We start from the raw sequence: 19,500 nt of genomic DNA on the forward strand, positions 1-19,500 counted from the left end.
CTTAGGTCACCTGCTTCAGTTTAGGATCTAGCGCATCGCGTAAGCCATCACCAGTGAGGTTGATTGACAATGCGGCTAAGAAAATAGCGACACCCGGCCAAATAGCGAGCCAAACATTACTCTGAATATACTGACGTGCTGTACCGAGCATCGCGCCCCATTCTGCATCCGGTGGCTGTACGCCAAAGCCCAAGAAACCAATCGCGCCCGCTTCCAAAATAGCAGAGGAGAAAATCATCGTCGCTTGTACGATGAGCGGTGCCATACAGTTAGGCAAAATGGTGATAAACAACAATCTGAGCACGCCAGCACCCATCACTTGTGAGGCAATAAAGTATTCACGTTGTAGCTCTACCATTGCCGTAGCACGAGTCAGCCGAATAAAAGGCGGCGTACAGACCAAAGCGATGGTAATAATCGTATTGGTCATCGAAGGGCCTAAGATAGCGGCAATGATGATGGCCAATAGTAAGCTTGGGTAAGACATCAAGATGTCATTGACCAGCATGACCGCTTTGCCCCAAACCTTTGGCCAAAATGCAGCACTAAGTCCTAGTGAAATACCAACGATCATCGCCAAAGTGGTGGCGCTTAGACCAATAAACAATGAATAACGCGCGCCATACATCACTCGAGATAAGGTGTCTCGTCCAGCATCATCCGTACCTAGCCAAAACATCGTATTACCACCATCCAAAAAGGCAGGTGGCAATTGCTCTTGACCAGTAAATAATTCATAAGGGTCATGAGGGGCAATAGCGGGCGCAAGTATGGCCACAAGCACCATCAGTGCCAGTACGATAAAACCAAGTACCGCGCCTTTGTTACGGCAGAACGTCGATAAAAATAGCTGCCAAGACGAGGGCGGTGTGAGAGCCGCCAGCTTAAGATCAGAGGGAACAACAGAAGGCTTCATGAGCATTTCCTACAGTGGCGAACGCGTTGCAAATATATAGAGTCGCATTTTTAGCAAACATTTAAAATGTGCTAAAAAGTCACTCAAAACCATGCAATCGCTATTCGTCACTATTTATAATATGAGTATTTATCAACGTTAGATTAAGAAGTATGTCGAATACGTGGATTGATCAGACCATACAAAATATCAATAAATAAACTAACCAAAATCAAGGCAGTGGCGACCAATAAAATACCGTTTTGTACAATCGGATAATCACGAGTGAAAAACCCATCGAGTAGCCAATTACCAACGCCTGGCCAACTAAAGATGGTCTCGGTAATAATTGCACCCGCGAGCAATGTCGCCATCTGTAAGCCAACCACGGTAACTACAGTGATCAAAGCATTACGCATCACGTGCACCATAATCACGCGGTGTGGTGATAAGCCTTTGGCACGGGCTGTACGCACATAATCTTCATCCAGTACTTCTAGCATTGCTGAGCGCGTCATCCGTGCAATCATGGCAAGCGGAATAGTCGATAAGGCAATGGAAGGTAAGATAAAGTGCTTGACCACGTTCCAAAATGCGCCAGGTTCTCCCGAGCTCAGCGAGCCGAGCAGCCATGATCCATACAATGGCTGGACATCTAAAAACTGTGCCACAGATATCACCCCAGCAACGGGCAGTAGACCTAGGTAGTGGGCGAATATGCCGGTCAGGATAGGGCCTAATAAATAGATGGGCATAGAGTATCCTGCCAGCGCCCCTGACATGAGGGTGTAATCAATCCAAGTACCACGGCGTAGCGCGGCAAAGATGCCTAAGCTCACACCAATGACGCTAGCAATGACGATGGCGCACAACGCCAGCTCTAAAGTGGGTACAAAATGGGCAAAGAAATCTTGTAATACGGGGGTTCGAGTGCGGAAGGACTCACCAAAATCACCTGTTAAGATACCGGTCAAGTAATCCCAATATTGGACGATGAGAGGTTTGTCTAATCCTAGCCTTTCTAGGGCACGAGCATGTAGCTCTGGATCAACCATACGCTCACCCATCATAATCTCGACGGCATCTCCAGGTACGAGACGAATGAGAGTAAAGGTTGATAGCGTTAAGCCAAGATAGACAGGAATGAGAATGGCAATACGACGCAGAATATAAAGTAGCATGGGCTGCTCAATAGTTGTGGTTCAATGATTAGAGTATTGGTAGTGATGAGAGTGTCGGTGACAGAACGCTTAACGAAGCGCTTAACTCATATGAGTTCGGCTGGAGCAGAGTATCTGACCCAGCCGAATATAAATGAATCAATCGTATATGTCGTACCGAAATTAATCAGTTAAGATTATTCGACTTTCACACCATCGAAACGTATTGAGCCAAGCGGGCTAATTTTATAATCAACTACGTTTGGTGCGGTGAATACCGTCACAACTGAATGCGCCATCGTCGTCCAAGGTAGCTGCTCTTTGAATATCTGCTGAGCTTGCTCATACTCATTGATGCGTTCGTCTTGATTGTTGATCTGACGGGCATTGGTCACTAAATTATCAAAGTCTTTATTACACCAGCGCGAATAGTTGTTACCGCCGACAGCGTCACAAGACAATAATGAACCAAGCCAATTGTCAGGATCACCATTGTCACCCGTCCAACCCGCTAGAATGACATCTGGCTCACCTTTAGCAGCGCGCTTTAGATACTCACCCCATTCGTAAGTCACAAGATTGGTATCAACACCAATCTTAGCCCAATCTGCTTGGAGCATTTCAGCCATGAGCTTGGCATTAGGGTTGTAAGGTCGTTGAACTGGCATATACCATAGATTGATAGCCAGATTGTCTGCACCGGCTTCTTTGATAAGGGCTTTTGCTTTTTCAACGTCATAAGGCGCATCTTTGAGGGACTTGTCGTAGCCCCACTGCGTTGGCGGCATAGGATTGGTCGCTTTGAGACCTTCGCTCTGATAGACCGCATTGATAATAGCGTCTTTATTGATGGCCATATCTAATGCTTGACGGACTTTCAGATCACTCAGCTTAGGTTTTTCCACGTTGTAGCCGACGTAGCCGACGTTGAAGCCAGGCTGATCAAGGACCGTGGCTTTGCCTGATTTTTTGACAGATTCAATTTCGGCAGGTTTTGGGTAAGCAGATACATGACACTCGCCCGCTTGCACTTTTTGAGCACGAACCGCTGAATCTTTGGTGATAACGAAGACCAGATTGTCGATATGGATGTCGTCTTTGTTCCAATAATCTGGATTCTTGGTATAACGAATTTGTGCATCTTTTTGATAGGAAGTAAAGACGAAAGGTCCAGTACCCACTGGCTTGGTATTAATATCAGCGGCATTGCCATCAGCCATTAGTTTGTTGGCGTATTCAGCAGAGTTGATATAAGCAAAGGGCATCGCTAGGTTTTGTAAAAATGGTGCATTGGTCTCGCTGAGCGTAATTTTGACAGTATAATCATCCACCTTTTCGATATTGGAGATGATATCAGGCAGTCCCATGCCGACAGAATATGGGAATTCAGCAGGATAGGCCTTGTTAAAGTCAAAGTCTGGGTTGGTTATGCGTTCTAGCGTGAAGAGAATGTCATCTGCATTAAAATCTCGGGTAGCAGTAAAGTAATCAGTCTTACCAAATTTGACGCCTTTACGCAGATTAAAGGTGTAAGTCTTGCCATCTTCGCTAATATCCCAGCTTTCGGCTAAGGCTGGTTGAATTTCGGTACCCGCTCTTTTGAATTCTACCAAGCCGTTATAGATGGGGAAGGCGCTCGCATCAAAATCAGTACCTGACGTATATTGTGCCGGATCGAAACCAGCGGGGCTACCTTCTGAGCAATAGAGCAACGTTTTAGCTGCTTTGGCATCTGAGCTGGCAGCAGAGTCATCGGTGGTTTTGTTGTCTCCACTACAGGCACTAATACCCAAGGCAAGCGTCGTCAACATCGTAAGTTTGAAGAGTGAGTTCTGCATTATTACATCCTATGTAGTGATAGGTAGCTACTCGTATATCTACATGTTCGTACTCGATCATGAATACAATGAGCAAGCATTTAATAACCTTGAAAATGTCTATTAATATGATTTTGAATATATACAAAAAGAAACATTTTATGAGTTGTTATAACTTTAATTTATACTATTAGAAACTAAAAATATAAATAAGTCGTTTGAATATACTCTCTTAATCTGCAGTAACGCAAGCTATAAATAAACTAATTTTGATGAAAAATACATGAATATGCTGCTCACAGCACGAATCTAGTAGAATATGCGAAATTTTATTGTTTTTTGTCTATACATTTAAGATAGAGAGATAGGTGGTAAAAAATCACTTAAGTATGGTTTTATGACTAAATACAAACGAAAAGAAATAATCTGGTTACGTTTTTTGACGTAACCAGTTCTAAAATGCTTTTAGAATGGTTATCTATGCGACAACGTTTTCAACATTTTCATGTTTGGCTTTGATAAGATCGGCCATTTTCTCAGCAATCATAATCGTTGGTGCATTGGTGTTGGCGCTAATCAGCGTTGGCATCACTGAGGCATCAATCACGCGTAATCCACGCACACCGCGTACCTTTAACTCTAAGTCAACCACTGAGCTCTCATCTGAACCCATGCGGCAAGTGCCCACCGGATGGTAGATAGTGTCCGACTTGTTGCGAATATAGCCAAGCATACCGTCTTTTTCGATATAGGGGGCAGGGTAGTCTTCGGTAATATATTTAGCCATTGGCGACTCTTGCATAATGGCTCGCGTACGCTCAGCGCCTGCCACCATATACTCTACATCTTTGGGGTCAGAGAGATAGTTTGGATCAATTAATACCGCGTCTGAGGGATTGGCAGAGTCAAGCCTGACGGTACCGCGACTTTCAGGGCGTAGATAACAGGTATGACAAGAAACGGCAAAACCACGTCTAAGATCACGTCCATGTTCAATTACGCGAGAGATGACAAAATGCAGCTGAGTATTTGGCCATTCTTGTGGGTCGTCACCGACACTAAAGAACGCGCCTGCTTCTGCATAATTGGTAGATAACAGACCTGTGCCATCTTTTCTCCATTGACGAATGCTTTTGGTCAAGGTTGAAATAGTCGCCATACCAAGACCGATGACATCAGTGGTATTGACCTCGTAATCAAAAACGACGTCTAAATGATCTTGTAAGTTACCACCAACATCGGGTGCATCTACCACCACCTCGATGCCATGAGACTGCAAATGTTCAGCAGGACCAATGCCTGATAGCATCAAGACTTTAGGGGAGCCAAAGGCACCGCCTGACAGTATGACCTCTTGGTGCGCCATCACACTATGCTCGACACCGTCTTTTTCGTACGCCACCCCAACGGCTTGATTGTCTTTAATAATGACACGGTTGGCTTGCGCATGAGTAATGACCGTTAAGTTCGGGCGAGTTTGGACGGGATGTAGATAGGCGGCTGCGGCAGAGCAGCGTTGCCCTTGTTTTTCTCCGTGGAAATGGGTGACTTGATAGAGACCTGCACCGTCTTGTTTTTTGCCGTTAAAGTCATCATTTTTATCTAAACCATTGGCAATGGCAGCTTCTACAAAGGCTTTTGAGATATCGCGTGGACTTAGTAAATCACTGACATGAAGTGGTCCACTATCACCATGCAGCTCGTCGCTACCATGGATATTGTTTTCTGCTTTAATAAAGTAGGGCAGTACATCATCAAAACCCCAGCCTGTGCAACCTTGCTCGACCCAGCGTTCATAATCAAGCGCACTGCCACGGGTATAAATCATGGCATTGATAGCGGAGGAGCCACCCAAACATTGACCGCGCGGTTGAAAGCCGCGTCGGTTATTAAGGTGTTCTTGCGGGGTAGTATGGAAACACCAGTTGTTTAGCTTAAGTGGTTTGCCAGGAACCATTAGAATAAGCCCAGCAGGGACACGCACGGCCAAATCTTTACCATCGCCGCCATATTCTAATAAGCAGACACTGATGTCTGGGTTTTCTGTGAGACGGCTGGCGAGCACACAGCCTGCTGAACCGCCACCAACGATGACGTAATCAAAATTTTTGTCAAATTCCATTTTATATTCCTTATAGCATCCATGCTAATTAAAACGTGCACATTAAAGTAGGGTACGCTTTACAATATCTATTATTTTGCTGAAATAATAAAATAAAAATGACTCTGCGGTACCTATTTGCGTAAGCACTATAGAACAGACTGGCTTAAGGATATTAAGCTCATCGTTTAGAGTTTACGCTGTCTGATTTTGTACCGAACGCCCTTATACCGTGCAGACTTCTGAGCGTACGATAAAGCGTTTACCTTCAGGTATTTCTAGCGAAAAGCTGGCACCGCGTCCGTTCACAACATCAATGGTCAGATCGGTATGTTGCCATAGGTTATATTGCGCTTTGCCCATATAAAATGGACAACCAACCAGCTCACTGACGAGGACGTCTTGTCCGCCCACTTTAAATTCGCCCAATGGATAGCACATGGGCGAGCTGCCATCACAGCAGCCACCCGATTGATGGAACATCAGCTCACCATGCTTAGATTTCAGTAATTCAATTAATGCTTTGCAGGATTCTGTCGCCGTGACTTTCATAACTAACTCCTTGTAACTTATGAATAGCTCATTCTTATCGATACTTTTGATTCTTATCGAGACTTTATTAAAGCAAAAATGCAACCTACCTTGCGACAGATTGCATTGATTTATTTAGAAAACAACCAAAGACTGATTTAAAAGAAACCCATCGCTTTAGGACTGTATGAAACCAGCATGTTTTTGGTCTGCTGATAATGATCGAGCATCATCAGATGGTTTTCGCGGCCAATACCAGATTGCTTATAACCACCAAAGGCTGAATGCGCAGGATAGAGGTGATAGCAATTTGTCCATACTCGGCCAGCTTTGATGCCACGACCGAAACGATATGCACGAGTGCCGTTACGTGTCCAGACACCAGCACCTAGACCATATAAGGTATCATTGGCCAGCGCCATCGCTTCTTCATCGTCTTTAAAGGTAGTGACAGCAAGCACAGGACCAAAGATTTCTTCTTGGAACACGCGCATGTCATTCGTGCCTTCAAAGATAGTTGGCTGCACATAATAACCGTTTGCCATGTCGCCATCATGTTTGGCAAGTTCGCCACCGACTAAGACTTTGGCACCTTCTTTTTTACCGATATCGAGATAAGAGAGGATTTTCTCTAACTGATCTGAGCTGGCTTGAGCACCAATCATGGTATCGGTATCGAGCGGGTTGCCCATTTTGATGGCTTTAACGCGGGCGATACAGCGTTTCATAAATTCATCATAGATACTTTCGTGTACGAGTGCGCGTGATGGGCAAGTACAAACTTCGCCTTGGTTCAGCGCAAACATCACCAAACCTTCGACGGCTTTGTCTAAGAAGTCATCGTCTTCATCCATGATATCGGCAAAGAAGATGTTTGGACTTTTACCGCCTAGCTCTAGCGTTACTGGAATGATATTTTCACTAGCGTATTGCATGATTAAGCGACCAGTGGTGGTCTCACCCGTAAAGGACACTTTATCGATACGTGGATTAGAAGCAATTGGTTTACCAGCTTCTACACCGAAGCCGTTAATGACGTTCAGTACGCCTTTAGGCAGAATGTCCGCTGCACCTATTATGTCAAGCATGTATAAAACAGACGCAGGGGTTTGCTCGGCAGGCTTTAGGACGACACAGTTACCCGCTGCAAGTGCAGGCGCAATTTTCCAGATCGCCATTAGAATAGGGAAGTTCCACGGGATAATTTGACCGACGACACCTAGAGGCTCATGAAAATGATAGGCAACGGTATCTTCATCAATTTGGCTAATACCGCCTTCTTGTGCGCGAATCACACCAGCGAAGTAACGCAAATGGTCGATGGCGATTGGAATATCTGCGGCGAGGGTTTCACGTACGGGCTTGCCATTTTCATAGCTCTCAGCGATAGCGATTGCCTCTAAATTGGCTTCGATACCATCGGCAAGTTTGAGCAACATATTAGAGCGTTCAGTGACGCTGGTTTTGCCCCACGCGTCTTTTGCTGCATGAGCGGCATCTAGGGCAGCTTCAACATCTGCTTCTTTAGAGCGTGCGATTTGACAGAAGGTTTTACCATCGATTGGACTTGAGTTATCAAAATATTCGCCATCGATGGGAGCTACCCACTCACCATTGATAAAGTTGTCGTATTTTTCGCGGAACTGGACGGGACTGTTTTCAGTATTGGGATAAGCGTATAACATTAACCACTCCTTGTTGTGTATTATGGCTATTTAAAATAGGGTTACTTAAAGTATAGTCAGGTGAAGCGTATAGTCACATGAAGATAAATACTTGGTCTTCCTGAACAAGTTATCACCCTATCGTACTGAGCTTTGGTGCGGAACGATAATGACTTTTTATAATGATATATTTTGTATCATATAACTTTAAGTTATGTGATATGTAACGGTTAAAGTGGTTCGCAAAGCGAATGCAGCTGTTATAATTGTTGCCATCTATTTTGGCTTGCTACCTCTGCTTGCTAGGATTCTTTACTTAGACGTGGCAGCTTTCTTTTTCTATACTTTATTTTTTATGCCCTTCTTCTTATTACTATTCATTTAATTGGTTTGGATCTATGCGTCAATCTTCTGCTCTTGATATCCTAAAAACAGGTCAAAACGTCTTTTTGACTGGCTCAGCAGGTTCAGGTAAAACCTATACTCTCAACCAGTACATCGACTATCTTCGTGCGCGACGTGTACCGGTTGCCGTCACCGCGAGTACGGGCATTGCTGCCACTCATATGAATGGTACGACGATTCATAGTTGGTCGGGTATTGGTATCAAAGATGAGTTGTCTGATCGCGACTTGAGCAATTTAGCGCGTAAGCAATTTTTAGCAGACCGATTAAAAGATACTGCGGTATTGGTCATCGATGAGATATCGATGCTGCACGCCAAGCAGATCAATTTGGTCAGCCAAGTACTCAAACATGTACGCAAAAATGACAAAGCGTTTGGTGGTATTCAAGTAGTGGTAGCAGGCGACTTTTTTCAGCTACCGCCGATTGGTAGCAAGGGTGAGAGCAATCGTGAAAAGTTTGCTTTTATGTCGGAAGCGTGGCTCGATGCTAAGTTCCACATCTGCTACTTGTCTGAGCAGCATCGGCAGGTCAGCGAAGCCGCCAATGGTGGGCTTGATTTAGACGATATTCTTAACCAAATCCGTCGTCAGGAAGTGACCTTTGAGGCGATTGCCGCGTTAGAAGCCACCTATGATCAAAGCGTCGATATCAAGCGTACTCGTCTCTATACACACAATCTCAACGTCAATAAAATCAATGACAAAGAGCTGGCCGCGCTAGATGGAGAGATGATGCGCTTTGAGGCGACTGCGACAGGCGACAGTAAGCTGGTTGAGACCCTAAAAAAGACGGTACGTACCCAAGATGAGCTGATTCTCAAAGTGGGCGCAAAGGTGATGTTTATCAAAAACAATGCCGAGCTTGGCGTCTCTAACGGTACGATGGGTGAGCTGATTGGTTTTGCTGCTGTTAAAATCGATGAGAGCAAGGACAGCAGTGAGGCGTTAATCGAAAATGATAGTAGTGACGAGACTAATGAAGACAATGCAGATGATGCAGATGATGCAGATGATGCTGTCGAAAATACCGCTAAAGGTAAAAAGAGTGCTGCCAAAAAAGATAAAGAAAAACCAAAAACCAAAAAACCAACCACGCAAAAAATGCCAGTGGTTAGGCTTAACTCAGGCCGTGAAATCATCGCCGAGCCTGAAGAATGGATGATCGAAGATGAAACCGGTGATGTGCTGGCAAGCTATGAGCAAGTACCGCTCTGTCTAGCATGGGCGATTACGATTCACAAATCACAAGGCATGACCCTCGATGCGGCTGAAATTGACTTATCACGTACCTTTGAGCTTGGGCAGGGCTATGTGGCACTGTCACGACTCAAATCGCTGTCGGGCTTGCAACTGCTGGGTATGAATGACATGAGCTTGCAACTTGACCCGTTGGCACGTGGGGCAGATAAGCGGTTTTTAGTACTGTCTGACGAAGCCGATGCCAATTATGCGATGCTAGATGAAGAGAGCATGCAGCAGGCACATGAAAAATTCACCTTGAAGTCAGGGGGTACACTGAGTAAGTCGGTGATTGATGCCTATGCCACTCTAGAAAAAAAGCGCCGCGAACAACAGCATGCGAAGCTCGATAAAAAACAGAAGCTTGGCAATCAGGTCTCTGATAAGTCAGACAGCACCTTGCTTGCGACCAGAGTGCTGTTAGAAGAGAGCTTGACCATTGCAGAAATCTCACAAGCGCGTCAGCTGTCACAATCAACCATCATGCGTCATATTGGCGATCTAAAGGCACAAGATCCAAGCCTCGCCTGCAACCATCTGCGCCCAGAGGATGAGGTGATGACAGCCGTTGGTAATGCCTATGTCGCCATTAAAGTCGCCAATAATCCGAACGATTTTAATGATGATGGTAGTATCAAACTGCGTCCAATATTTGATCATCTTAAACAAAGTATCGACTACAATACCATTCGCTTAGCGCTGATTTTTATCACGCCATAACGTCTATTAAGCTTTGATAGGTAGCAGCCATCAAAACAAAGCACGTCCAAGGTGACAGCGCGCCGATCCTACCGCCCTTTATAAAATAGCGATAACTTGTTATGCCTGATTTTTCTAGCGCCACTTATCAATTGACCTCTGACCCGATAGCAGCGAGCTATCGTACCACGGGTGAGCACACACAGCCACTGAGGGTTGCTATCAATGGCTTTGGACGTATAGGGCGCAATGTACTTCGCGCCTTGTTAGAGCGCTTTGAGGTGTTAGGCCGTGCCATTCATGTGGTGGCGATTAACGATTTAGCGCCAGCGGATATCCTGCTGCATTTGTTAAAATTTGACAGCACGCACGGTCGCCTCAGTCGACTGGGCGTCAATGCTGAGCTTGTAGAGAGTGGAGCCGACGACACCAGCAAAACCCAGCTTTGCCTTACCAAGAACAATCTGACTTACTGCATCAATATGCTATCAGAGCCTGATCCACAAAACCTACCTTGGCAGGCGCTGGGTGTCGATGTGGTGCTAGAGTGTACTGGACACTTTCGCTCTTATGAGCAAGCGACGCTACATATCGACGCTGGCGCGCAGCAAGTGATTATCGGTGCCGCGCCATTCGATGATGTGGATGCCTGTATCGTTATGGGTGTGAATACGGAGGCGTTAACGCTTGAGCTACCGATTATATCGAGTGTCTCTTGTACCACGCAGGCATTGGTGCCACTCATTGATACCCTTGATAAGGCGTTTGGCGTGACGTCTGCCATGATGACGGAGATTCATGCGGTTACCGCTGACCAGACCGTGCTAGATCAGGCGCACCGTGATCCAAGACGGGCGCGCGCGTCTGGCTACAACATTATTCCGACCACCTCTAGCAGTATCGCTGCGACAGAGCGGGTGTTGCCAGCGATGGTGGGCAAGATAAATGGACATTCGATACGCGTGCCAACCATCGATGTGGCGGCGATAGATGTCACTTTTGTGTTTGATACACCAGATGTCAGTGTCGAGGCTATTCGTGAGGTACTCAAATCGGCCAGTCAGGCACATTTGCATGACATCATGGCTTATACCGAAGAACCACTGGTCTCCAGCGATTTTATTCATCAAACTGAATCGCTGATTATTGATGGACAACAGCTGATGCAAGTGGGCGGGCAATACAAGGTTTTTGCGTGGTATGACAACGAATGGGGCTATGCCAATAGGCTGCTAGATATGTGTTTGCATCTAGCATCTCATAAAAAGCCTATCGTCAATCCTATATAAAAGAGTGACAGCGCTAACCTCGTTTGAAGTATGACTTATACCTCTGCACTCAGTTGCCTTAACTCTCTTTTAAACTGAATCAACGATAGCATCAAAATAATTTAAATTCGTTCAATTAATCGCTTGCATTCTCATGTTATATCGCTATAATATTGCACCAATGGAGACGTGGCAGAGTGGTTGAATGCACCGGTCTTGAAAACCGACAAGGGTTTGTAGCCCTTCGAGAGTTCGAATCTCTCCGTCTCCTCCAAATTCGAAAGCCGCAATTATTATTAATGATTGCGGCTTTTTTTGTTGCATTTTTATTTTATATCGTTATAATGATCCACCAATGGAGACGTGGCAGAGTGGTTGAATGCACCGGTCTTGAAAACCGACAAGGGTTTGTAGCCCTTCGAGAGTTCGAATCTCTCCGTCTCCTCCAAATTCGAAAAAGCCCCAATCATTGCTGATTGGGGCTTTTTTTATGATGAATTTTATAACACCATTTTTATCAATTATCTGAATGACTGCTTTTATTTTATCAATGACTCATCGAACTCAATTTCTTGTCCATTCTCTAACACCAATGTGCCTTTGCTGATCATAATAGTCATGTCCTTGGTGTTTTTTATGGCGCGCATGACATTGATGTCCTCAATACTACTCTCAATGATAATTTTGCCAGACTGTTCTGGTTTGATAGGGGGATTAAACTGGGTTAGTGGTACGTTAAAGCTTTTGCCTTGCGCCAGCTTAATGTCTTGCATGGTCAGTGTGCCTTTGAAGCTTTGAATAGCGACTTGACCGTGGTTTGATAGCATGAACTGCAATTTTACTTGGTTTAAGCTGTCGCTATCACTGGCTTTGACCGGTAATAGAGCGACAGGGTAGTTCTGTGCATTGGCACTATAAGCTGGCTGACTGCTGACAATAGGGCTTTTTTTACCCGTTGGATTGTTTGGATGTAGTCGTTCATATTCACGCTGTTGCACAAGGGCTTGCTTGATGGTGGTACGTGGCATCGCGCCTGATTCATAAGCATCGCTCAATTTCATACGCAGCATATATCGGCTAAGCACTTGTTGATCGGCCTCAGACAACTGCTCAAAAGTTTGCCCCAATTTCTTTTGCCATTGGTCTGAATCTGTCGGTATGGTCGTTTTACTTGGGTCAGTCTGCGGCGATGAGCAGCCAGTCGCAATTACTAGCATTGCTACCGTCATGGTTGAAAACAAAGTTTTGTTGAAACGCTGATGTAAGCTCTTCATCGTACATCTCCTTGTAAATCTTTATTATGTTGAAACCCAATAAATAGTCGCGATTATTTTATTAATATACCTCGTTTAATGACAGCTTGTGTTTGATTATGGCTAAATCCGGTAGCAAATTTAATACTGCGCTAAAAAAGACGAGTGATTTTAAGTACGAAAGGGAGGTACATAACGAGAAGAGGATATAAGAAAATATCAATAATGCTTTAATCTTTATAACAGACAAAAAAAGACCAAGTTTGCTACAGCGAACTTGGTCTTTTTTAATAAAAATCATTATGAGGTTTTATATGACGGACCAATGACTTTTTACATGTACTCTTATAGTGGCATTTAATGGCAGTGCTACTAATCGTTATTCTGTAACTCAGACAAAGGATGAGAAATATTATTATTATGGGTTACCACAATAGCCTCATCGATGATGTGTTGGCTCACACCGCGCTTACGCAGGGTTTCGATAAATACTTCATCATGGGCTAGGGTGTAATCCTGATGGTCACGATCGAGACCTTGACGAATATACAAGCGTATAAGACCTTGAATACGTTTGAAACCTAAATCAGACGAAGTCGCTTCTAGTAGCGAAATCATTTCTTCAGACAGACGAATGCTGACTGGCCGCATGATTTTTTGCGGATGATCAGAAAACTTATTTTTTATACGTACAGGTATCATAATAAACCATTACTTTTAGTGAGTAGGAGCAAAGCACTCAAACAAAAACAAACCCAATCAAGACTAACCTTACCATACAACAAAAATGTCTAAAAGAACACCGCAGCTGTGCTAATATTATTAGAAGTAATTATAAAAGGGGCAACAATAAAAAAACCTCCATCAAATTATGATGAAGGTTTTTAGTATATGGCTCTCCAACCTGGGCTCGAACCAGGGACACACGGATTAACAGTCCGTTGCTCTACCAACTGAGCTATTGGAGAATAGATGGTCATAACAGCAGATTGTTCATGCTTTATATCAAAGCGATTACTTATCTTGTTTGCGTTATGTGGGGCACATTTTAGCCAAGTCGTTCGAGGCTGTCAACCTTATTATGACATTAATAATAAATATTGTCGTAACTTATTAAAAATAACCCGTAATCCCTTATTAAACGGGCTGTTTTAATGAACCCCTATATCTGAAATCTTTATTAAGTGACTAGATTAGGTGACTAGGATTAATTAACTAGGGAAAGCCTTAATTGATAGCCCTGCCCTGAAAGGCTGATGCTAAAATCACCCCACACGTTGTTGCAAACCTAGCTAAGGTCTCGACATTATCGTCGGTTTACGCCTGATTTGATAAAAGGTTTGGGGCGATTTTAGCGATCAGCAGTCCTAATATTTAAATGTTCAACAGACCCTAATTAATCATTAAAATAAGCACTCATCAGTGTTAGTTATCAGTCTTTGCAATCATATTTGATTAGATGAATTGCCTATCTTTTTGAATACTAAGAGAATTTGCACATCGCCTAGAAATATAAAATTGTAAAATTACCTTCACATTGCTGGTTTATTTCTATAGAATACCGACCGTATGGTTTCTTTTGTATGCGGTGCTTTGTTGCTATGTGCCATAAATTGTTATGGATGTTCTAAATATGAGTCCTACCACTATTGCTTATGGATATTTAGCCATTGCCATCATTTGTGAAGTGATCGGCACTACCTTCTTGATGAAGTCAGAGCAGTTTACGCGTTTGGTACCGACGCTCATTATGGGTTTGCTTTATGTCATCTCGTTTTATTTGTTGACGCAGACCCTTAAAACCATACCGCTTGGTATTGCCTACGCGCTGTGGGGCGGACTCGGAATCGTACTGACATCACTCGTGGGCTTGGTGTTTTTTAAGCAAAGCCTCGATACAGCAGCAGCAGTTGGTATCGCTATGATTGTGGGCGGTGTGATGGTGATGAACTTATTCTCTAATTCTGTGGTGCATTGATATGGAAGTGGAAAACGCTTACAAACGTAAAAAACAGCCAGAAGTTGTGCGTCGGGCGCTGCTCGATCAGGCAGCACGAATAACGCTAGAGCAAGGGTTATCTAAAGTGACCTTTCAAGCAGTCGCTGATGCCGTTGGGGTAACTAAAGGTGGCGTTATGCATCATTTCGCCACTAAAAACGCGCTTATTTTGGAAGTGTTTCATGATGCGATGGCGAAGTTTGAGGCAGAAGTAGATACAGCAATGGCTAAAGACCCCGTGCGTTATGGCTCTTTTACCCGCGCTTATATCGATGCCACGATTAGCTTAGGCGAAAAAGGACAGGCAGAATTTCATAGCCAAGCAACATTGTATGTATTGATGCTAGGCGATAGTGAGCTGCGCGAATTATGGGCTGAGTGGTCGAATCAGCAATTGAAAAAGCATGAGGCAACTGATAATACGGAGACCTTATGTATGGCACGTTTGGTCGCTGATGGGATTTGGCTCTCAGATTTTTCCGGCATTGACATAGTAGACAAACAGTCATTACGTGATCGTTTGATAAAAATGACGCAACGTGACTTCGATGCATAAAGATGGTGCAGCGCGTTCATTAAAATGCTGCGCTCAAATAATTTATTAAAGAACAATTGATAAGTACATAACGATTTTTAGCCATATAACAAATTTTAGTCACATAGCGACTTTTAATCACATAACGATATAACTTTTATTTTTAAAACTTAAACCATGACGACATTATTCGGTACTAGCTTGTTCATAAGGCTTTTGCCAGTCGTCAATAGGAGCACTGCATGACAGCTATTAATACAAACTCAAATAACTTAACAGATATTATCGACTTAGAACAAATTCAAACGGCTTATATTAACGGCCGTTACTTGGCGGTAGATGAAACGCTGACGACTTTTGAAGATATCAATCCAGCGACGGGTGAAGTGCTGGCGACCATCCAACAAACGACCAATGAGCAAATTGATGAGGCTGTTAAAGCAGCACAAAAAGGTCAAAAAGTTTGGGCAGCATTGACAGCGGTTGAGCGTGGTCGAATCCTATCAAAGGCCGTTGAGATATTACGCGAGCGCAATGACGTACTGGCATTGCTCGAAACCAAAGACACAGGTAAAGCGTACTCTGAAACCAAGTATGTCGATATCGTCACCGGTGCGGATGTCGTTGAATATTATGCGGGTCTGGCACCGATGATTGAAGGTCGTCAGATCCCATTGCGTGATACTAGCTTTGTCTACACTCGCCGCGAGCCACTTGGCGTAGTCGCTGGTATTGGTGCATGGAACTATCCGATTCAAATCGCGATGTGGAAGGCAGCACCAGCACTAGCTGCTGGTAACGCGATGATCTTCAAGCCGTCAGAAGTGACACCGTTGACGGCATTGAAACTGGCAGAAATTTTGACAGAAGCAGGCTTACCAGATGGCGTATTTAACGTCGTGCAAGGTAATTATAAAGTGGGTGAGGCCTTAACTCAGCATCCTGATATCGCCAAAGTCTCGTTTACCGGTGGCGTACCGACGGGCAAAAAAGTCATGTCGAGTGCAGCATCATCGTCTCTTAAAGATGTGACATTAGAGCTGGGTGGCAAGTCGCCATTGATTATCTTTGATGATGCGGACATCGATACAGCTGCGGACATCGCAATGATGGCGAACTTCTATAGCAGTGGTCAGGTATGTACTAATGGTACGCGCGTGTTCATTCCTAAAGCCTTACAGGCCAAGTTTGAAGCAGCCATTTCAACGCGTGTTGAGCGTATTAAGATGGGTGATCCAATGGATGAAAACATCAACATGGGCCCACTAGTCAGCTTCCCGCATATGGAAAGAGTGCTTGGTTATATCAAGCAAGGTAAGGCTAGCGGTGCACGCTTATTAACAGGCGGTGACCGTGTGACCACAGGCGAATTGGCAAATGGCGCATTCGTTGCCCCAACGGTATTCACTGACTGTACTGATGAAATGACTATCGTACGTGAAGAAATATTTGGCCCAGTGATGTCGATATTGACTTATGAGACCGAAGAAGAAGTCATTCGCCGTGCCAATGATACTGAGTATGGATTGGCAGCTGGCGTCGTGACTGCTGATTTGACCCGAGCACATCGAGTCATTGCTCAAATTGAAGCGGGTATCTGCTGGTTAAATACATGGGGCGAATCAGCCGCTCAAATGCCAGTCGGTGGTTATAAGCATTCAGGTGTTGGCCGCGAAAACGGCATTGAAGCCCTTGAGTATTATACGCAGACCAAATCTATCCAAGTAGAATTGGGTAAGTTTGAATCTGTATTTTAATCAATCTTATTGAGAAAATTCTTAATCAGTAAAGTGGTTCAGTAGAGCTAATTTGTTCTTTGTTCGACTTTACTGATAGTAAATGATTTATTTTTCAATATTATGGAGCGTTTTATGACATCAACCACACCTGAGTATGACTACATCATCGTTGGCGCAGGATCAGCAGGCAATGTGCTGGCCACACGTTTGACCGAAGATGCCAACATTAAGGTGCTGCTGCTAGAAGCGGGCCGTCCAGACCATCGCTTAGATTTTCGTACGCAGATGCCAGCGGCGCTCGCCATGCCGTTACAAGGAACTACTTATAACTGGGGTTATAAAACCGATCCTGAGCCGAATATGAACAACCGCGTGATGGACTGCGGTCGCGGTAAAGGACTGGGCGGCTCGTCATTGATTAACGGTATGTGTTATATCCGTGGTAATGCACTAGATTTTGATGATTGGTCTGAGATTAAAGGCTTAGAAGATTGGACGTATCTGGATTGCCTGCCTTATTTTAAAAAGTTAGAAAACCGCGATGCTGGCGAGAATGACTATCATGGTGTGGGTGGTCCTGTTGAGATGACGACCTCAAAACCCGGAGTCAATCCACTGTTTCAAGCGATGATTGAAGCAGGCGTGCAAGCTGGCTATCCGAGTACCGATGATTTAAACGGCTATCAGCAAGAAGGCTTTGGGCCAATGGATCGTTTCGTAACGCCTAATGGTCGCCGTGCTTCAACGTCCCGTGGCTATCTGGACCGTGCTAAACCGCGCAGCAATATTACGATTTTGACGGGTGCACTGACCGATGTAATCTTGTTCGATGGTAAGCGTGCTATCGGTGTCAAAGTCGAGCATCAAGGTCAAACCAAGAATTTTCATGCCTCTCGTGAGGTGATTGTTTCCTCTGGTGCAATTGCTTCACCGCAATTATTGCAGCGCTCTGGTATTGGCCCTGGTCAATGGTTAAAAGATCTAGGTGTTAATGAGATTATAGATTTACCAGGCGTTGGTAATAATCTGCAAGATCATTTAGAGCTGTATATGCAGTATGAATGTAAGCTGCCAGTGTCGATTGCACCTGCCAATAAATGGTGGAACAAGCCAGCCATCGGTGCTGAGTGGTTATTCAATGGTACTGGGCTGGGCGCATCAAACCAGTTCGAAGGTGGCGGTTTTATTCGTACCGATGAGAAGTTTACCCATCCTAATATTCAGTATCACTTCTTGCCACTCGCGGTACGCTATGATGGTCGCAGTGCCGTGAAGTCTCATAGCTTCCAAGCGCACGTGGGCTCATTACGCTCGCCAAGTCGTGGTCGTGTCAAGCTGACGTCGAAAGACCCAAGTGCTCATCCGAGTATCTTGTTTAACTATATGTCTCATGATCAAGATTGGCAGGAGTTCCGTGCTGCCATGCGCATCACTCGTGAGATTATGCATCAGCCAGCGCTTGACCCTTATCGTGGTCGCTCGATTGCACCGACCGATGATTTAGTGACTGATGCACAGTTGGACGAGTATGTCCGTAATCATAGCGAGACGGCTTATCATCCATCTTGCACCTGTGCGATGGGCGAAGACAAGGATTCGGTCGTCAATGGTGAAGGGCTGGTACATGGTATCGATGGCTTGCGCGTCGTTGATGCATCGATTATGCCCAACATCATCAGTGGCAATCTCAACGCGACGACCATTATGCTGGCCGAAAAAATCGTTGATAAGATGCGCGGTGTGCAGCTGCCACGCTCGACGGTAGATTATTTTACCGCCAATGGTGCACCATTGAGAGCTGAGCCGATGCGTGCTTATGGTTCTGTTTAAATTAAATATTAGGGTCTGTTGAACATTCAAATATTAGGACTGCTGATCGCTAAAATCTTCCCAAACTAGGCGTAAACCGACGATAATGTCGAGACCTTAGCTAGGTTTACAACAACGTTTGGGGTGGTTTTAGCATCAGCCTTTCAGGGCAGGGCTATTTTTTGCCAATACATGGCGAAATTGTCTAACCTAGAATGACTAGGCGTCAAAAATTTCACTGCGTATTGTCTAAAAAATAGCCACTGCCAGTACCACATTTGAATGTTCAACAGACCCTACTATAAAAACGAAGTGTGCCAAGGATAATTAAATGAACGATTTATTGCATTCCCCTACACGGCGACAATTGCTTTCAATGATAGG

Annotated in this window: 14 protein-coding genes and 3 tRNA genes; 8 read left to right on the plus strand and 9 right to left on the minus strand. The window is 44.5% G+C overall.

Annotation, left to right across the window (positions count from 1 at the left end; genetic code table 11):
• Window position 1: 1 nt before the first annotated feature.
• The 6 genes from RH96_RS01540 to RH96_RS01565 all read right to left on the minus strand — a co-directional run bounded on the left by RH96_RS01540 (window position 2) and on the right by RH96_RS01565 (window position 8,189).
• Window positions 2-916 (minus strand): ABC transporter permease, encoded by a 915-nt coding sequence (locus tag RH96_RS01540; RefSeq protein WP_010196425.1) that lies wholly within the window; start codon window positions 914-916, stop codon window positions 2-4.
• A gap of 143 nt (window positions 917-1,059) precedes the next feature.
• Window positions 1,060-2,076: an ABC transporter permease gene (locus tag RH96_RS01545; protein WP_010196426.1), complete on the minus strand. Its 1,017-nt coding sequence runs from the start codon at window positions 2,074-2,076 to the stop codon at window positions 1,060-1,062.
• Between the two features lie 176 nt (window positions 2,077-2,252).
• Entirely contained in the window at window positions 2,253-3,893 is a 1,641-nt protein-coding gene (locus RH96_RS01550) for an ABC transporter substrate-binding protein (protein ID WP_010196428.1), read from the minus strand.
• Window positions 3,894-4,350: 457 nt separating this feature from the next.
• Window positions 4,351-5,994, minus strand: a complete 1,644-nt coding sequence (locus RH96_RS01555; protein ID WP_010196430.1) for a GMC family oxidoreductase — start codon at window positions 5,992-5,994, stop codon at window positions 4,351-4,353.
• Window positions 5,995-6,198: 204 nt separating this feature from the next.
• Window positions 6,199-6,525, minus strand: a complete 327-nt coding sequence (locus tag RH96_RS01560) for a DUF779 domain-containing protein (protein ID WP_010196433.1) — start codon at window positions 6,523-6,525, stop codon at window positions 6,199-6,201.
• Between the two features lie 137 nt (window positions 6,526-6,662).
• On the minus strand, window positions 6,663-8,189 hold the full coding sequence (locus RH96_RS01565; RefSeq protein ID WP_010196435.1) for an aldehyde dehydrogenase family protein: 1,527 nt from the start codon (window positions 8,187-8,189) through the stop codon (window positions 6,663-6,665).
• Between the two features lie 377 nt (window positions 8,190-8,566).
• Between RH96_RS01565 and RH96_RS01570 the strand changes: the two genes are divergently transcribed.
• The 4 genes from RH96_RS01570 (at window position 8,567) to RH96_RS01585 (ending at window position 12,229) form a co-directional block, all read left to right on the plus strand.
• Window positions 8,567-10,534, plus strand: coding sequence for an AAA family ATPase (locus tag RH96_RS01570; protein WP_010196437.1), 1,968 nt, complete (start codon window positions 8,567-8,569; stop codon window positions 10,532-10,534).
• A 101-nt stretch (window positions 10,535-10,635) separates the two neighbouring features.
• Window positions 10,636-11,802 (plus strand): type I glyceraldehyde-3-phosphate dehydrogenase, encoded by a 1,167-nt coding sequence (locus RH96_RS01575; RefSeq protein WP_010196444.1) that lies wholly within the window; start codon window positions 10,636-10,638, stop codon window positions 11,800-11,802.
• 162 nt (window positions 11,803-11,964) lie between these two features.
• Window positions 11,965-12,055 (plus strand) — tRNA-Ser (locus RH96_RS01580).
• Window positions 12,056-12,138: 83 nt separating this feature from the next.
• Window positions 12,139-12,229 (plus strand) — tRNA-Ser (locus tag RH96_RS01585).
• A 91-nt stretch (window positions 12,230-12,320) separates the two neighbouring features.
• On the opposite strand, the gene RH96_RS01590 is transcribed toward RH96_RS01585, so the two are convergent.
• The 3 genes from RH96_RS01590 to RH96_RS01600 form a co-directional block, all read right to left on the minus strand.
• Window positions 12,321-13,055 (minus strand): hypothetical protein, encoded by a 735-nt coding sequence (locus RH96_RS01590; protein ID WP_010196447.1) that lies wholly within the window; start codon window positions 13,053-13,055, stop codon window positions 12,321-12,323.
• A gap of 351 nt (window positions 13,056-13,406) precedes the next feature.
• Window positions 13,407-13,736, minus strand: a complete 330-nt coding sequence (locus RH96_RS01595; RefSeq protein WP_010196450.1) for a hypothetical protein — start codon at window positions 13,734-13,736, stop codon at window positions 13,407-13,409.
• Between the two features lie 190 nt (window positions 13,737-13,926).
• Window positions 13,927-14,002, minus strand: a tRNA-Asn gene (locus RH96_RS01600).
• 665 nt (window positions 14,003-14,667) lie between these two features.
• Between RH96_RS01600 and RH96_RS01605 the strand changes: the two genes are divergently transcribed.
• The 4 genes from RH96_RS01605 to betA all read left to right on the plus strand — a co-directional run bounded on the left by RH96_RS01605 (window position 14,668) and on the right by betA (window position 19,137).
• Window positions 14,668-15,012 carry a DMT family transporter gene (locus RH96_RS01605; protein ID WP_010196452.1) on the plus strand — a complete coding sequence of 115 codons (345 nt, stop codon included), beginning with the start codon at window positions 14,668-14,670 and terminating at the stop codon, window positions 15,010-15,012.
• A 1-nt stretch (window position 15,013) separates the two neighbouring features.
• Window positions 15,014-15,589 (plus strand): TetR/AcrR family transcriptional regulator, encoded by a 576-nt coding sequence (locus RH96_RS01610; RefSeq protein ID WP_010196454.1) that lies wholly within the window; start codon window positions 15,014-15,016, stop codon window positions 15,587-15,589.
• 221 nt (window positions 15,590-15,810) lie between these two features.
• Window positions 15,811-17,325: a betaine-aldehyde dehydrogenase gene (betB, locus tag RH96_RS01615; RefSeq protein ID WP_010196458.1), complete on the plus strand. Its 1,515-nt coding sequence runs from the start codon at window positions 15,811-15,813 to the stop codon at window positions 17,323-17,325.
• Window positions 17,326-17,439: 114 nt separating this feature from the next.
• The gene (gene betA, locus RH96_RS01620; protein WP_010196460.1) at window positions 17,440-19,137 is read left to right on the plus strand and encodes a choline dehydrogenase; all 1,698 of its coding nucleotides are present in this window, start codon (window positions 17,440-17,442) and stop codon (window positions 19,135-19,137) included.
• Window positions 19,138-19,500 lie beyond the last annotated feature (363 nt).

It is taken from the genome of Psychrobacter sp. PAMC 21119 (assembly GCF_000247495.1).
Classification (GTDB): Bacteria; Pseudomonadota; Gammaproteobacteria; order Pseudomonadales; family Moraxellaceae; genus Psychrobacter; species Psychrobacter glaciei.

Bases quoted from the DNA above. Each gene is read 5' to 3' on its own strand.
- RH96_RS01565 (WP_010196435.1), bottom strand. From the start codon at position 8,189: ATGTTATACGCTTATCCCAATACTGAAAACAGTCCCGTCCAGTTCCGC.
- RH96_RS01545 (WP_010196426.1), bottom strand. From the start codon at position 2,076: ATGCTACTTTATATTCTGCGTCGTATTGCCATTCTCATTCCTGTCTAT.
- RH96_RS01540 (WP_010196425.1), bottom strand. From the start codon at position 916: ATGAAGCCTTCTGTTGTTCCCTCTGATCTTAAGCTGGCGGCTCTCACA.
- betB (WP_010196458.1), top strand. From the start codon at position 15,811: ATGACAGCTATTAATACAAACTCAAATAACTTAACAGATATTATCGAC.
- RH96_RS01570 (WP_010196437.1), top strand. From the start codon at position 8,567: ATGCGTCAATCTTCTGCTCTTGATATCCTAAAAACAGGTCAAAACGTC.
- RH96_RS01610 (WP_010196454.1), top strand. From the start codon at position 15,014: ATGGAAGTGGAAAACGCTTACAAACGTAAAAAACAGCCAGAAGTTGTG.
- RH96_RS01575 (WP_010196444.1), top strand. From the start codon at position 10,636: ATGCCTGATTTTTCTAGCGCCACTTATCAATTGACCTCTGACCCGATA.
- RH96_RS01555 (WP_010196430.1), bottom strand. From the start codon at position 5,994: ATGGAATTTGACAAAAATTTTGATTACGTCATCGTTGGTGGCGGTTCA.
- RH96_RS01590 (WP_010196447.1), bottom strand. From the start codon at position 13,055: ATGAAGAGCTTACATCAGCGTTTCAACAAAACTTTGTTTTCAACCATG.
- RH96_RS01560 (WP_010196433.1), bottom strand. From the start codon at position 6,525: ATGAAAGTCACGGCGACAGAATCCTGCAAAGCATTAATTGAATTACTG.
- betA (WP_010196460.1), top strand. From the start codon at position 17,440: ATGACATCAACCACACCTGAGTATGACTACATCATCGTTGGCGCAGGA.
- RH96_RS01595 (WP_010196450.1), bottom strand. From the start codon at position 13,736: ATGATACCTGTACGTATAAAAAATAAGTTTTCTGATCATCCGCAAAAA.
- RH96_RS01605 (WP_010196452.1), top strand. From the start codon at position 14,668: ATGAGTCCTACCACTATTGCTTATGGATATTTAGCCATTGCCATCATT.
- RH96_RS01550 (WP_010196428.1), bottom strand. From the start codon at position 3,893: ATGCAGAACTCACTCTTCAAACTTACGATGTTGACGACGCTTGCCTTG.